11 protein-coding genes, 1 tRNA gene and 1 other RNA gene are annotated in these 16,835 nt (G+C 24.9%); 3 read left to right on the forward strand and 10 right to left on the reverse strand.

What is annotated here, in order from left to right; all coding sequences use genetic code 11:
• Positions 1-1,120: 1,120 nt before the first annotated feature.
• Together BM020_RS07050 and BM020_RS07055 are read left to right on the forward strand one after the other, a co-directional pair.
• A complete protein-coding gene (locus BM020_RS07050) occupies positions 1,121-1,312 on the forward strand; it encodes a class III signal peptide-containing protein (protein ID WP_067148966.1) in 192 nt (63 codons plus the stop codon).
• Between the two features lie 27 nt (positions 1,313-1,339).
• Positions 1,340-1,549 (forward strand): class III signal peptide-containing protein, encoded by a 210-nt coding sequence (locus BM020_RS07055; protein ID WP_067145844.1) that lies wholly within the window; start codon positions 1,340-1,342, stop codon positions 1,547-1,549.
• A 312-nt stretch (positions 1,550-1,861) separates the two neighbouring features.
• On the opposite strand, the gene fwdF is transcribed toward BM020_RS07055, so the two are convergent.
• The 6 genes from fwdF to BM020_RS07085 all read right to left on the reverse strand — a co-directional run bounded on the left by fwdF (position 1,862) and on the right by BM020_RS07085 (position 12,009).
• Positions 1,862-2,830: a tungsten-dependent formylmethanofuran dehydrogenase subunit FwdF gene (gene fwdF / locus BM020_RS07060; protein ID WP_067145843.1), complete on the reverse strand. Its 969-nt coding sequence runs from the start codon at positions 2,828-2,830 to the stop codon at positions 1,862-1,864.
• A 444-nt stretch (positions 2,831-3,274) separates the two neighbouring features.
• Positions 3,275-3,730, reverse strand: a complete 456-nt coding sequence (locus BM020_RS07065; protein ID WP_067145841.1) for a phosphopantetheine adenylyltransferase — start codon at positions 3,728-3,730, stop codon at positions 3,275-3,277.
• 415 nt (positions 3,731-4,145) lie between these two features.
• On the reverse strand, positions 4,146-6,557 hold the full coding sequence (locus BM020_RS07070) for a transglutaminase domain-containing protein (protein WP_074798698.1): 2,412 nt from the start codon (positions 6,555-6,557) through the stop codon (positions 4,146-4,148).
• A gap of 1,182 nt (positions 6,558-7,739) precedes the next feature.
• Entirely contained in the window at positions 7,740-8,648 is a 909-nt protein-coding gene (locus BM020_RS07075) for a cation diffusion facilitator family transporter (RefSeq protein WP_067145837.1), read from the reverse strand.
• Between the two features lie 229 nt (positions 8,649-8,877).
• Positions 8,878-9,993, reverse strand: coding sequence for a pyridoxal phosphate-dependent aminotransferase (locus BM020_RS07080; protein WP_067145835.1), 1,116 nt, complete (start codon positions 9,991-9,993; stop codon positions 8,878-8,880).
• A 372-nt stretch (positions 9,994-10,365) separates the two neighbouring features.
• Entirely contained in the window at positions 10,366-12,009 is a 1,644-nt protein-coding gene (locus BM020_RS07085) for a radical SAM protein (protein ID WP_074798700.1), read from the reverse strand.
• 473 nt (positions 12,010-12,482) lie between these two features.
• Between BM020_RS07085 and BM020_RS07090 the strand changes: the two genes are divergently transcribed.
• Complete coding sequence (locus BM020_RS07090) at positions 12,483-14,270, forward strand: transglutaminase domain-containing protein (RefSeq protein ID WP_074798702.1); 1,788 nt, start codon at positions 12,483-12,485, stop codon at positions 14,268-14,270.
• Positions 14,271-14,505: 235 nt separating this feature from the next.
• Here BM020_RS07090 and BM020_RS07095 read toward each other — a convergent pair.
• From BM020_RS07095 to BM020_RS07110, 4 genes are all read right to left on the reverse strand, one after another.
• A tRNA-Ser gene (locus tag BM020_RS07095) sits at positions 14,506-14,589 on the reverse strand.
• Positions 14,590-14,770: 181 nt separating this feature from the next.
• Positions 14,771-15,084, reverse strand: an RNA gene (gene ffs, locus BM020_RS07100) — signal recognition particle sRNA.
• 286 nt (positions 15,085-15,370) lie between these two features.
• Positions 15,371-15,769 (reverse strand): CBS domain-containing protein, encoded by a 399-nt coding sequence (locus BM020_RS07105; RefSeq protein WP_067145825.1) that lies wholly within the window; start codon positions 15,767-15,769, stop codon positions 15,371-15,373.
• Positions 15,750-16,661 (reverse strand): 2-phosphoglycerate kinase, encoded by a 912-nt coding sequence (locus tag BM020_RS07110; RefSeq protein ID WP_067145824.1) that lies wholly within the window; start codon positions 16,659-16,661, stop codon positions 15,750-15,752. Before BM020_RS07110 ends, BM020_RS07105 begins: the two co-directional genes overlap by 20 nt.
• Positions 16,662-16,835: the final 174 nt, after the last annotated feature.

The raw sequence follows: 16,835 nt of genomic DNA on the forward strand, positions 1-16,835 counted from the left end.
GCTTGTATTCTCTTGTGCTGAGACAGCCGAAATAGATAAAAAAATTAAAAATAAAAACACTATAACAATTTTATTCAAATCATTTATCATTTTCATTTACCTCCGTTATTTTTTATTATTTTATTTAAATAAATGAAATTAAAAAGATAAATATGTATATATAATTAATAATAATTCTATACATCCACCTATAAATAATTAACGACACTGAATATAAAAAAATTTATATGATTAAAATTAAACTAATATCTATATAATGCTATTATGATAGTTGGATTGATGTTACAATTATTATTTATCAAAAACTTTTTTTTATCCAAATCACTTTTATTTAAGGATATTTGCTAAAAATTTGATATCTTCTTTTTTTTAATCATTTTTATTTAAGAAATTTTTTCTAATCCAGATTAGCTCTTTAAAATGTTTAATATAGGCTTTTTTTAAAAAAGCTATTTTTTCCATTATTATATTTATTAATCTAATAAATTTTGTTTCCTGTTAAATTCATTTTCAGAGACTCTTTTATTATTTTTTCTAATACATTAATATAGCACTGACTTTCCAAATGAAAAATCAGACTAGATTTAATTGTAATGAATGACCCAAAAAATAATATTTGAAAAATAGATATTCCTTGATAATATCTATCATCCTTTTTTAGTAAAATATTACTTAGTATCTCTCATTTTCAAGCACAATTCTATTTCAGCTGTAAGCAAATATTAAACCATTTAAAACCTTGAATTTAATATAAACTAATTTAAAGTCTTTTTAAAACTAAGCATAATATCAAGTGAAAAAAAGATTTCAAAAAGTCTAAAATCATTATAAAATTGATTTAATATTGGAAAATTAAAATCAGACAGAAATTTTTAAAAAGAGTAAAAAATTACATAAACTTATTAAATTTATATAAATCAATCAAATTATAATTTATTTAATAAATTAACCTCATATCAACATTCAAATTAGAAAAAAAGGCAATATTTAAATAATAAGTAACTAAAAATATTAAATAAAACATCGAGGTGGAAATATGATTTTAGAAAAATTAAAAAATAAAAGTAATATTCTAAAAGTGGTAGAAACTATAAACAACTCTAGATTTAAGCAAAAGATAGTGAAAAATCTTAAAGCTATTTCAGAGGACAATTCTGCTCAAGGAGCTGCAGAATATATCTTATTATTTGGAGGAGTAATTGTAATAGCTTTAGCAGGATTATTGATATATAGATCTTACTTTAGTAATACTGCAAGTGGTTTAAATGCAACTGAAGATATTAGTTCTATAAGAAATAATATGACTATCTAAAAAAGCCCTTAAATAAATTGATAAAATATGATTGAAAATATATCAAAAAAACTAAAAGTCCTTAAAGATGATAAAAAAGGACAAACAAGTGTTGAAGTAATTTTATTAATAGGTTCCATCTTAGTTATTTCAATAATATGTGGAACTTACATATATAAAATTAATTTAGAGATTAATGATTTGTTTAATCAAACACTTGTTAAAGGAAGAGAATATTTATTCAATAAGTTAAATTAGCCCATAATCCTAGTAAAAATCCCATTAAACTAAATAAATAAAAAACAGCTGAAAAAGATAGATAAAAAAAATAAACAAATAAATAAAAAAACAGCTAAGATAGATAAAAAAAATAAATAAATAAAAAATAATAAATCTATTTTAACTTAATAGAAAACCCCCGTAAACTATATTGCCAAATTGGAGATTTATCATTTTTATAAATATGAAAATTGATTAAAAATAAAATAATCAAAACAATAATGAAAAAAAAAATAAAAAATAAAAATAATTAAAAATCAATAAAATGATTAAAAATCAACTTTATTAAATTTAATTAAGTAACTTTTCTAAACTTGCTTTCCAAGAAGCAGAAGAAATGTTGGTTAATTTCATTCCAGTTCTACTAACATTAATTCTTTCTTGCGGACATAAATTAACACATGCACCACATAGTACACAGTATTCCTGATTAAATTTAGCTACATTATCTTCAAGTACAACTGCATTACAAGAACAAATATCTACACAAGACCCACAAGCAACACATTCTTCATCAGTAGTGGAAATTTCTCCTTCAAATGGTTTAGTAACTTCTGCTGCATCAACAGGACAGATTTCCTTACACCATCCACAGTTAATACAATCAGATCCAATAAAGATATCTCCAGTAATTTTAACTTTTTCAAATTCTTCGCTGTACATACAGGTACTGCATACTGCCTTAATAGCCTCTTGAGGACATGCTCTTTTACATACTCCACAGTATACACATTTATCTTCATCAACTTCAATAGAACAAGCATCTTTAATATTCACAACAGTGATAGCATCTGCAGGACACAATTCTGCACAAACACTACAGTAAATACATTCTTCCTCATTAATAGAAATTTCACCCTTCAATAAGTCATTTCTATCAGGCAATTCTCTTTTAAATAAAATAGCATCTTGAGGACATGCCACAGTACATCTTCCACAAAATTCACATTCTTCTTCATTAATTGCAGATTCATGAGTCCAGCTTGGATAATTAGCTAATTCTTTTGAATCTACACCATCAATTTCAAAGCTCAATGCACCGAATGGACAAGCAAAGGAACATAATCCACATAAGACACAAGTATCATTATCAAGGACAAGATAATTCCCTTCTGCTTGGCCTCTTGCAATACCTAAGACATCTCCCAAAGTCAAGGAGTCAGTTGGACAAGAGTCAGAACAGATTCCACATGCTAAACAAATTTTATTATCATAAGATAACTTTCTTGATTCACTACCATCTCTTTGAATAAAAATCATAATAATCCCACACTAGATAATATAATTGTTATATAATATAAATATGCTAACAATTTATATAATTAATTATAAATATGTGATAATTTATATATTTAATACTAATTTTATCGACATGAATATATAAACATAACGATTTAATCTTGAGGCATACCTAAAAATTTATTAAAATTTATCGAATTTTAAAAAAATATCAATACAGATTTCTTAAAAATCATAAAAAATAGAAATAAAAGCTTGAAATTAGAAAAAATGAATAGAAAAGCAAATAAAAAAAACTAATAAAAAATAATTAAAAATAATGAAAAACAGTAAAAAGTAATAAAAAATAATAAAAAATAATTAAAAATAATGAAAAACAGTAAAAAGTAATAAAAAATAATAAAAGCTAATTAAAAATAATTAAAAATAATGAAAAATAGTAAAAAGTAATAAACAAAATATTTATTAAATCAATTCACCTTTTTGATTAATTTTTCCTTGACGTATACGAGTAGAAGAAATAGGTATACCATCATCTGCTAAAACAAAACTTAAAACAACAATATCCAATGGTTTCATACCTTTACTAACCCTAATTTCATTGATTTTAACAGCATTAGGCTCTGTTTCTTCACTAACAACAATAGCATCATAATTTTCATCATGAATAGTTGGACCATAAGGATCATCTAAACGAGATATATGAAAATTATTGTGTTTTGAAGCTAAAAACTTATTTAAATTAGCCATACGGACATCACAAGAGTCAACAGCCCCTTCCTTCTTAGATGCAAAAACATTAGAAGTGACACCAATTTCAACATTTTCACCAATTTCAAAAGCCTTAGCAATTAAACTTCTATGGCCATAATGAAATTTGTCAAAAGTTCCACCAACAGCTACTCTTTTATATTTTACCATAATAATCAAAAAATAATTTAATAATTAAAAAACAATAATGAATGATTAGATTAAAACAAGATAAAAACCAATTATTTAATCTACAATTTAAATTTAACTTTAAAATTATATAAACTTAATGTAAAATAGCTTAAAAAAGATTTAAATAAAAATTTAAAATAAATATAAAAATCAATCAAAAAATAGAAATTAGAAATAAAAATTTAAAATAAATATAAAAATCAATCAGAAAAATAGAAATTAGAAATAAAAATTTAAAATAAATATAAAAATCAATCAGAAAAATAGAAATTAGAAATAATATAAAAATTAATTAAAAAAAAAAATAAAATAAAAATTATAGAATAAAGCTTAAAAAAGAATTATTCTATTATTTAAACATCAAATAAACTAAAATTACAGCATTTATCTATAATTAAAATGGTATAAATACATAATTTTTAGGAATAGAGTAAGATTTAGTATTCCAATTATTAATAGTACCTAATTTATTTCTGCGACTAGTTGAATCTGCTGTATACCAGGTTTGTGATATTGGATCATAAACTTGAGCCCATACATGCCCTGCAACTAATCCACTGCTAAAATGACATCCCTTTGCATGGGAATACCTTGCATAAATACCTACAGATCTACACATAGCTACAATTAAATTAGCTTTATCACAACAATTAGCAGATCTAGAACTTAGAGTTTTTGCTGCTCCCTTTTTAGAATTCATATAGAAGCTATAAGAGACATCGTCTCTAGCAAACTCAAATATAGCATTTGCTTTAGCTTTAGTACTGGATAAACCAGAAGTTAGTGATTTTGCCTTCTTTTTAATAGCGTCATTAAGTGCAGATTTTCCACCTGTTTTTAAGTATTTTGCAAAGGCATCAGAATCAAATATTTCTCTGTAATTTAAAATTTTACCGCTTTGACTAAGAGAAATTGAATATCCTCCACTAACATAACTTGTTTTAACAGTTACAGAGGATGGTAATTTCTTATGACTGCCATAATAGTCTAATGCAGCAGCAAAAGCATAAATATAGAGATTTGCTTCCATTTTACCTATATTAGTAAGTTTATAATTAGGTATGCGATTGTTAGAGTCAACAAACGCAGTTAGATTTTTTGCTAACTTAAGATATTCACTTTTAGATAATTTGCCATTAATTTTAGCTCCAGAAGAGTTATAATTATTTGATAAATCTTTAATTTTAACATTATCTTTTGAACCGCTATTAATGTTAGTTAAAGCACCAGCCATAAGATATGCAAATTCATCCATAGTATACTTTTTATTATCAATATTAACATTATATGCCTTATTTAGCATATTTACATATTCTACACGAACTTTTAAGTCTTTAGCTGCAGAAATGATTTTTGATATACTAACTGAAGGATCAACTACTTTGATTGTTTCAGTTAATCTAGATGAATTATAATATGCATTTCCAGAAAAATCCACTTCAATAGGATAAAGTCCTGTTTTATAGTTCATAAGCAAACTAACTTGTCCCTTTGAATTAGTAGTTTCAGTAAAGGTTTGGTTGTTTAAAGTAATCTTCACTTTTCTATTTGCTAAAACCTTTCCAGCAGAATTCTTTAAGTTAATATCATAATTAAACCCTTTACCAACAGTAGTATCAGAACCTTCCAACCTAGTGCCTCCTTTAACAACAGTTAAAATAGGGTTTGAAGAAGATTTGACAAATAAGCTATCACCAGCAAAACTAATTTTAGTATTTAAAGTTCCAATGTGATTTATAGGAACATTAAATTGACCTTTAGAATTAGTTTTTTTGATATATGTTTTATTCATATTAGTTATTTTTACTATAACTTTTTTATTCTTTACAGGCTCATTATTAACTTTCTTAAGACTTACAACAAAATTTTCACCATACTCCAAATAAGTAGACGGATAAATGAATTTTGTTTTACATTTTATAGGTTTAACCTTTGTTTTTATTTTAGATTTATATAGATTTTTACTGCCTTCAAAACTGATAAGGACTGAAAAATTCTTTTTAGTGGTTACAACAAGTTTAGCTTGACCTTTTGAATTAGTAGTTCTCACATAGGTCTTATTATTCCATTTAGGAATTTTAAATATGACTCTTTTTTTAGCTATACCAGACCCACTTTTTTTATTTATTAAATTGACCACTAAAGAAGTAGACCTAGGAACAGTGGTATTTGAAACTTTTAAGCGAGTACCGCTTTTTAAAACCTTAATCTTTAAACTAAATTTGGAAGATTTAAAGAATCCATCCCCTTTAAAGCTAACATAGGTTTTAAAAGTTCCTATTTTATGATAATTAAGTCTTACTTGACCTTTTGAGTTAGTGATTTTAGTAAAAACTCTATTTTTACTAGGTATCTTAATTATGATCTTTTTACCACTTAACACTTTACCCTTCTTATCTTTTAATGTGATAAGAATAGGAGTTCCTGAATATATCTTAGAACTAGACAATTTTAAGCTAGTGGTAGTTTTTGTAGTAGTTTTAGTACTGGTAATATTATTATTTTGAGAACTATTAGATGAAGGATTAGTACTTAACATAGAGTTAGAGTTAGAGTTACTAACAGACTTAAGATCAGATGCCTCATTAGTAGTTTCAAGATTATTATCTTCTGTACTTTGACTATTTAAACTGGAAGTAGCTTCACTAGATAATTGATTAGTATAATGATTAGCAACTGACTTATCAGATCCTGAATCAATAGAAGCACTAACAAGATTATTCTTATCTGGATTATTCGACATATCTGCAACATCACTAGCTGATACTCCACCTATTACAATAAATAATAAGCAGAATATTGCCAAAAGTAATATTTTTTTCTCTAACGAAATTTTTTCACCTCAATGCAATAAAAAAATACAAATTTAAAAGTTTTAAAAAATAAGCATTATTGCTAAATATTTCTAAACTTTTTCATTTAGAAAATAAATTTCTAAGATTTTTTCATTTAGAAAATAAATTTCTGAACTTTTTTCATTTAGAAAATAAAATTCTAAACTTTTTCATTTAGAAAATAAGATTTGAAAATTTATTTAAAAACTAAAATTTTCCTAAAGCACTAATGCAATAAAAAAATATTAAATTTTTCAATAAAAATTAAAAATTTTAAAATTATTAGATTAACTAAAATATTAAAATCTTATTAAAAAGTCTTTATTAAAACAAAATAAAAACTCCTTGTTTTTTAATAAAAATTTATTCATAAAAATACTAAAAATTAAGATAATTCAATTAATTTTAGATAATATTTTTTTAATGCTATGTATAAATAACTGATTTATAACATATAAATCTTTCCCATAAAAATTTTAAAAAATAAGGAGTGAAATAGTCTTAAATTAGCTATAAATATCACAGATATATTGTTTTCTTATAAACGAACATAATATCTGATAGTATATCATTTATAATTATTAAAATAATTTAAGTATGAAAATAAGATTTAATAATAAATTATAACTAAAAAAGACTAATAATTCAAATTAGGTTAAATAAAAAGCTAAAACTAATTATTTTATTAAAATTTAATAGGGCAATAATGGAATAATTAAAATATAAATAAATATTAATTATTCAACTTATAAAAGAAGAATTATTAAACTTAATAAAGAAAATACACTGAATTTAATAAAGTCTTATAAAAAATTAATAAAAATTAGTTAAATAATAAAAAAAACTAATAATATTAATCATTTATACAATTTATACCCTATTTATTAAAGTTTATATAAAAAATAAAGCATACTAAACCTATTTAAGAAGAATAATAAAAAAAACTTAAAAAAACCTAAAAAAGTCAAAAAATAAGGTAAATTTTATGAAAAATTTAAAATAAAATCATGAAAAGATTAATAGAAAAACTAAAAAAATAGTTAAAAAGAAATATTGAAACAAAACAACAATAAGAAAAAATAGTTAAAAAAAAAAATATTGAAATAAAACAATAATAAGAAAAAATCTTTAATAAAACTTTTTTAAAAATTTAATCATTTATCAAGCTGCTGGCTGTGATTATACTTTAAACCTAAAGGACAAGCATGAGCAGTGACACCCTGAACAACACCAATTTCATCGACTATCTTTTTTTGAACTAAATGAACGATCTTATGAGATTCTTCTAAGCTCATATTTGGTTGAAGCTCAATATGTAATGTTACAGTAGCATAAGATCCAAAGTAGTTTACTCTTACATCATGTGTTCCACAAACTTGACTAACTGAATTAGAAACTTTAATAATATCATCAACTAAATCTTCAGATGGAACCTTACCCATGATTGCATCCAAATTTTCACGAGCAACTTCAAAGGCTGTTTTTACAATCAACAAACCAATCATTAAAGCAATGATTGAGTCTAATTGTGGATAACCATACTGGGAAATTAAAACACCAATTAGAATAGCCAGTGATGACAAAATATCAACTCTTTGATGTTTACCATCTGCAATAATTGCAGGACTATTTGCTCTTTTACCTAATTTAATTATATATTGGCTCATAATATAATTAGTAACTACACCAATAAAAGCCATAACAACTGCTAGAGGATCTGGGATTGTAAGGGCTGCTCCAAAAAATAATCTATCAAAAGCCCCTTTAACAATCTCATAAGCTATAAGTGCTAAGAATACAACAATGATTAAACCAGAAATAGCTTCAGCTCTACCATGACCTAGTGGATGCTCTTCATCTGCAGGTTTACTACCTATCTTAAATCCAATATAAGCTATTATGGAAGTTGTTATGTCAGATATAGTATGAGCCCCTTCTGATATAAGTGCATAACTTCCAGAGAATATTCCTACAACAATGTTAAAAACTGTTAAGAAAATATTCCCTATAATACCTACATAAACTGCTCGTTTTCCTAATTTGTCTCTTTCTTCTCTTTCCATTTTATCTAATATAGTTTAATTAGTTTTCAAAATAATACCATTTTTAAAAATCAACACAATAATACTAATATTAAAATTTTTATTATTTATAATAAATTTGTAATTTTTAATATATATTTTTTATTATAATCAGAATCTAATAAATAAAAAAATTCAGAATCTAATAAATAAAAAATAAGAAAATAAAAGTTTAAAATATAATTTAAAGATTTAGGCCTTTAAAAATCCATTAATAATCCAGATTTTTCAATATATCCATTGCCTTTTCAATATTTTCATATGAATTAGCATAAGACATTCTTAGATGATTTTCTCCAAGGCTGCCAAATGGCGTACCTGGAACTGCAATAACACCTGCTTCTCTACTAGCTTCAAGAAAATCATTAGCTCTTTCAACTTTAGGGAATACATAAAATGCCCCTTTACAATCTACAGTCTCATAGCCCATATCATTTAAACTAGAAACAATTAAATCCCTTCTTCTTGAAAACTCATAAACCATAGCCTTTACAGATTCTTGTGGTCCAGTAAGTGCTTCAATAGCTGCCATTTGAGAAATAGAACTTGCATTTGCAGTACAATATTGATGTACTTTAAGTAAATTTTCAGTTACCTCTTCATTTGCAGCCATATAAGCAATTCTAAGACCAGTCATAGCATAAGTTTTAGAAAAGCCGTTTATTGTTATTACATTATCTGAGTATTCTGCTGGAGAGTAATTTTTTCGCCCATAAATAATTTTTTCATAAATTTCATCTGAAATAATATAAAAATCATGATCGGTTGCTAGATCTGCTATTCCCTTAATGTCTTTTTTATCCATAACTGCACCAGTTGGATTAGAAGGAGAGTTGATAATTAATGCCTTTGTGTTTTTATCAATTTTTTCTTGAACATCTTCAACTTTCATTTTAAATTCATTTTCCATTGGGGTAGAAACTTCAACAACATTAGCTTCAGCTAATCTGACACAAGCAGCATATGATAAAAATCCAGGATTTGGAACTAATACATTATCCCCTTTTTCAAATAAAGCTTGTGCACAGTCATATAAAGCTTCACTTGCACCTGAAGTTACTATAATATTTTCAGTAGCTGTTTTAATATTATTTTCTTTAGCTAATTTGTCTACAATAGCTTCTCTAAGTTCAATGAATCCTTTATTATGAGTATATTTAGTATATCCTTCATCAATAGCTCTTTTCATAGCAGTTCTAATGTTTTCTGGAACATTAAAATCAGGTTCTCCAATCCCTAAATTAATTGCATCTGGATTAGTAAGTTCAAACATTTTTCTAATTTGAGACAGTTCTATAGCTTCCACTCTTTTAGCAGAATTTAACATGACAACACCTTTAAAAATAAAAATCATAAATATAATCATTAAATAATTACAATCAATATATTATAATTAATATTTATTATTATATTATAGTTAAGACTTATTATATTATAATTAATAATTTACAGTTAAGATTTATTAGTATATTATAATTAATAATTTACAGTTAAGATTTATTAGTATATTATAATTAATAATTTACAGTTAACATCTAGTATTATATTGTATTATATTATAATTAATAATTTACAGTTAACATCTAGTATTATATTGTATTATATTATAATTAATAATTTATTAATATATTATTAATTTCAATCCACAATTATTATATTCATTAAATTAAAAATTAAAAAAAATTAATGATAAATATAATTAGTTACAGGCTCCACAATTATAACAATCCCCATCTTCACACCATGGAGTTTGCTGACTATTTTTTATTTTTTCATATTCTAATTTTAAAAACTCTTTACTTACACTTACATCTATACAATCCCATGGTAACTTGTCTTCTAAAGTATAATTTGGAGCATTTTCACCCCATTCTTTAATACTAATCTTCTTATTTAAAGATTTTTCAATTAGATTTCCAATTTCCCTATCACCACAAGATAAAACATATTGAATAAGGCCCATTTTTGCACTATCAAACTTAATATCTAATCCTTTTAAATTCTTTTTAAGATATTTTATTTTCAACTTAATGTCTTTCATATTATAAGTTTCCCATTGAAGGGGAGTATGTGCTTTAGGGATAAGTGGATTAACACTAAAGCTAATTGAAACTTTAGCTTTTTTAGTTGAAGTTTTTGACTTTGAATTAAACTTATACTTCATAGAATCAATCTGCTTCATTAGACTTGCAAGTTGGCAAATATCCTCCTGTGTCTCATAGGGCAAACCGATTAAAAAATACAATTTAATATTAAAACCTAATTCAACAGCATCACCTATAACACGAAAAACATCCTCATCTTCAATATCCTTATTTATTCGACACCTTAATGAGTATATCGATTCAGGAGCTATTGTTAATGTTTTTAATCCGCTTGATTTAAGTGCAATTAATGTTTCTTTAGTAATGGATTCAATTCTCATAGATGGCATTGATACTTGAAAGCCCTTTTCTTTTAAACCATTAGTTAATTCATTAATTTTAGAATAATCTGAAACAGCTGCACCTATTAATGATATTTTATTTAAGCCAGTGTTTTCTCTAGCTTCTTCTGCAATAGAAAAAAGATAATCCAAGTTTGTTTCTCTAAGGGGCCTATACAAATAGCTAGACATACAGAATCTGCATCCCCTTGTACATGCTCTAGATACATTTAATAAGATTGAGTTTGAAAATGCAGGAATAAAATCTTTATCATCAGTTTCACTAACAATCGGATAAGTTAAATGATATATCTTATCCATATCCTCTGAAAGTGCAATTTCAGTATTGTTATTAAATTCAGATATGTATAAACCCTGTATATCTAAAAATGGAGATAAATCTCTTTTACTTCTAAAATTAACCCCCCTATTGTTAATCTTTTTATTGTTTTTCTTATTTGATAAGTTTAATTCCAAATATAAATCTAAAAAGTCATATAAGACTGCTTCAGCCTCACCAACAACAAAGATATCTATAAAGTCAGATAATGGTAATGGATTAGAGCTTGCACAAGGCCCACCTGCAATAATTAAAGGATCTTCATTTGTTCTATCTTCCCTTCTTAAAGGAATATTCGCTTCTTTTAAAATCTCTAAAATATTAAAATAGTCTTGTTCATATTGTAGAGAAAAGGAGATTATATCAAAATCAGATAATGGGCTATTAGTTTCAAGACTTCTTATAGATGGATATATTATTCTTTCACAGTAGCTATCCTCTCTTTCATTTATATAATTATAAATTATTTGATAACCTAAGGAACTCATTGCAGTTTTATAAACATTCGGATAGACTAATCCAAAACGTATATCTGATTTTAATGGATTTTTTATAATTATATTCTTTTCTTTAAACATGTTTTTAGTTCCTTAGTGAATAAAATTAGCACTTTTAATTCTTAAATTAATATAAATTTTGTTTATACAAATATAATAAATTTTACTATAGATTAACTTTTTTTATATTTCTTAGAATTTATTAAATAAAATCAATTTAATTAAAGAAATAAATCTCTCCAAAACAAAATCAATTTAATTAAAGAAATAAAATTCACCAAATAAAATCAATTTAACAACTAAAATTAAAATTTCAATCTTATTTTAATATTTATATCATAATACAAGTAATATATAAAGTTTTTTGTTAAAATAAAATCGTGATTTTACACAAAAACACAATTAGAAAATATATTTAAATTAAAAAAGTCAAATAAGAATTTACTAATCTTTAAAATAAAAAATATAGATTCTTATGAATATTATTTTTAAAGATAGTTTTAAAATAAATGGAGGCAATCTAAGAAAAATGAGGTGTTACTATTAGAAAAAAAATGATTTTTTTAGCTTTATTACTAGTACTTATTTTTAGTATTAGCAGTGCTAGTTCTCAAAGTATAAAGATTGATGATACAAATAATATTAATGATAATAAAGTCCTTAAATCAAATTCTCTATCAAACAGTTTAATTACTGAAAAAACTAATTTAAGTGCTACAACTAAAGTAAAAACCAATACAACAAATACAAAAAAGACAAATACAACAAAGAAAACAACTACAGAAAAAACAAAAGAAAATACAACAACGGTAACTAAAAAAACATTAGCGAAAACATCTGCAAGTTTTATGAATTATGTAGAGAAGAATGGAAAATTTCCTAAAGTTAAAATTAGTAATAAAAATTATTCAAATACAGAATATCTATATTTAATCTCAAAAGCTATTGAAAATAATTCCAATTCAGAAATTGAGATAAAAAAGAATTTAATTAAACCATATAATAATTCAAATTCTAAATCTGTAAAAGGTAATTTAAATAAAACAGAATATGTAAAAATAGCTAGCAAAACTAGGGAATTTATTGAAAAGAATAAAAGAGCTCCAAATTGGGCTTCATCTTCAAAAGGCAATATTCATTATAATCAATTGATTTTAACATTTAGCAAATGTTTAGATAATTATAATAAGACTAACAAGTTACCTAATTCTATAAAACTTGATGATTTAGATTTAAATAAAATAAAAACTAAGTTAAATAAGAAAACTAGTAAATCTACAACAGATAATAAAGTTAATAGTACAAATAAATCCACAACAAATACCAGCTCTAAAATAACCACAAATAAATCCACAACAAATACCAGCTCTAAAATAACCACAAATAAATCCACAACAAATACCAGCTCTAAAATAACTGCAAATAAACCTATAGCAACAAAAACAAACCTAACAAAAACAGAACCTAAAGACACAGCAACAAAAATAAATCCATCAACAGAAAATAAAAATAATCTTAATTTAGTTGAAAGAACAATGAATAGCATCAATAGCATCTTAAATAACATTTTAGAAAAATTAAATCCCTTTAAATATAAACTAGATTTAACCAGATCTGATGAAGCTAACATTAAACTAAATAATAGTAAGGTAAATATTGATGGTGATAAATCAACAATTAATGTAAAAGTATCAACAAAGGATAGAAATAACCTAACAAATGCTAACACAACAACAACAAAGAAAACCAACACAACAAATACCAAAAACACAAATACAACAACAAAAACCAACACAACTAGTTCTAAAAACACAAATACAACAAAAACGACTTCTAAAACTAAAGCTAATATTGCAAGTATAAATAAAACTTCTATTAATGAAGATTTAAAAAAATATTTATCCAGTAGTAAAAACTGTCAAGTTAACAATAAAGCAATTAAAGATTTAGCTAAGACATTAACTTCTTCTCTTAAAACAAATTATGAAAAGGCTAAAAAGTTATTCAATTGGGTACGTGACAATATTCAATACACTAAATACCGCAACACTAGAAAAGGAGCTGTGAAAACACTTCAAACAAAAAAAGGTAATTGTGTTGACCAAAGTCATTTATTAATTGCATTATCAAGAGCTTCTGGAATTCCTGCAAGATATGTTAAAGGAACCAATTGTAAATTTAGTAACGGTTATGTTTCTGGCCATATTTGGACTCAAATGTATATAGGAAATAAATGGATTGTTGCAGATACAACAAGTTCAAGAAATAGTTTAGGAAAAATAAAAAATTGGAATACAAAAAACTATACATTGTGTGGGGAATTCAGTTCAATAAGTTTTTAAGTAAATTCCATTAAAATGCAGCATTTTATTAAGTTTTAATTGATTATTTAGTTCTATTTTAATAATAATTAATTAAAACTTTTTTTAAAATATGATGATTAAAAAACTTTTTTAAATGATTTAACTAATTTAACCAATAAAAAAAATTAAACAAATCACAGAAAATTTTTAAAGTATATGAAAAATAGTTAGAATAATTAAAATATTAAAAATATAAAAATAGTTAGAATGAAAGCGCCGGGACGGGGATTTGAACCCCGGAGATCTATTGATCATCGGATTAGCAGTCCGACGCCGTACCAGGCTGGGCCATCCCGACATAAAAATGAATAAAAGTTTTTATATAAATCAGAAGTATATAATACAACTATTATTATTTTATATTTACTTATTATATAAACTTTTTCTTTTTAAAAGTCAACACATTTAAAAACTGATAAAAATATGAAATCTGTTCATTAGATAAATTTCAATATTGAAAACATTAAAAAAAGTTCATTAAAGTGGCATATAAAGGAGTGGACAAATTTCATCAATTAAGGTTATCTGAAAAACTAACTCCACCCCGCTGTTCTACAAGCATCAGCTGTAAGCGGTAGAGCTGCTCCTTTCCAGGCCTAACACGTTCCCACAACAAAGTTAATTAAATATTACCCTCCAGTAATATCCTTAACACCATTGATCCTGCAGGACGGGGCTTCTATATCAGCTTCGCAGGCCCTAATTAAATCCAAATGCCGCCTCCTAAATTTCGACTGCACCAAAGGAGATTTGTGCTTACAGAGGACTCCTAACCCTCCAGTCTAGCCAATATATTATTTCTTTTTAATCTTATATAAACTTTATCAATAAATGCTTTTTTAATATATATTCCATTATTTAAGTTAAATTTGGATAAAAAACTCATTAGATAAAATAAGAACAATTAAGAAAATAAAAATAAAAAAACAGTTTAAAATAAGAACAACAAAGAAAATAAAAATAAAAAACAGTTTAAAATAAGAACAACAAAGAAAAGAAAAGAAAAAAATAGTTTAAAATAAGAAAATCATAATATAAAAAATAAAAATAATTAAAAACAATGGAAAATAAAATAAAAATTATTCTTTAAGTATTTTAATAATATCCCCATCAGATATAATACCTACAAGTTCACCATCATCAACAACAGGTAATTGGTTAATAATACTATCTCCAGGAGCTTTATCAAACATTATAGAAATTGCATCTTTTATAGTATTTTCAGAAGATACAGATGCAACATCTTTAACCATAACAGATTTAACTTTAGTACCGTATTGATACTTATCTAAAATCAAATTATGTCCTAAATCAGTAGCAGTAACTATACCTACCATTTTTCCATCATCAACAACAGGCATTGCACTTATTTTATATTTCATTAATTTTTCAAAGGCAAAAACAGTTTCTTCATCACAGTTTACTGTTAAAACATCTTTTGTCATTAAATCTTTAACTTTAGTCTTTTCTAACATCATTCAAACCTCCATAATATTTAGCTATTGCTTTAATTATAAACTCTCTAGTTTCAACCATATCTACATTTTCAATAATAGGTACCCCTTCTTTTTTTGCTTGATCTTCCATATATTTTAAGGTTTTTCTAATAGAATCAAAATTATCTAAATATTTTTTAAGTGGCCTGCTAGCCCAACCATCATTACAACGAGAATAAAATCTACTTTTATGCATTTCCTCATCTTTAAGAGTTAATGTAAACATTAATACATTATCTTTATCCATTAAATCTTTACGAATAAAGCCTGGAACTAGGTGCACTCCTTCAATAATAATACTTATTCCTTCAGTTAATGCTCTTTCAATAACAGCCTCTATTCCAACACTTACTGTTCCAACATGGTCTTTAAAGCCTGCTAAAACATAGTCAAATTCTGGTGGAGGAGCTACTCTAAAGCCTTTTTGAGAAGAAAATGAAGATTCATGAATTACTGGGCTTAGCTCTTTAGATACAATTTTACGCATAACTTCTCTAATCATATCAGTACTTATCATGCTTTTTATACCTAATCTTCTAGATACCTCATAAGATATAGAGGAAGTACCTACTCCAGATGCACCACCAATTAAAATAATTAAGGGATCATCACTATTTCGTATTTTTCTCCAATTTAAATAATTTTCAGCAATTAAAGGATTTTCTTCCTCTAATAATTCAATAATTCTATTAACTAAGTCATTAGTAGATATTGTTGTAATACTCTTTTCAACTAAATCGGATTCAATTTTATTAGAAATTTCATGGGCTTTATTAGGTTTTAATTCTGCACGAATAAGTGATCTTGATAGAATACCTTTTGAAAAGGGTTCTGTATAAACTTTACCTTTAACTTCTCTACGGACTAGAACCATAAAATCACAACCTTAACTCAAAATGTACTTAATTCATTATCTATTACTACTTTAATTTAGCTATTAATTTGCTAATAAATGAAAAGATAAGCTATTAAATTTAATTAATAAAGCTAATGATAATTAAAAGCAAAAAATAGTTAAAATTTTAGAAAATATAGATATGTTTTCATT

Origin of the sequence: Methanobrevibacter olleyae (assembly GCF_900114585.1) — an archaeon.
GTDB lineage: Archaea > Methanobacteriota > Methanobacteria > Methanobacteriales > Methanobacteriaceae > Methanobrevibacter > Methanobrevibacter olleyae.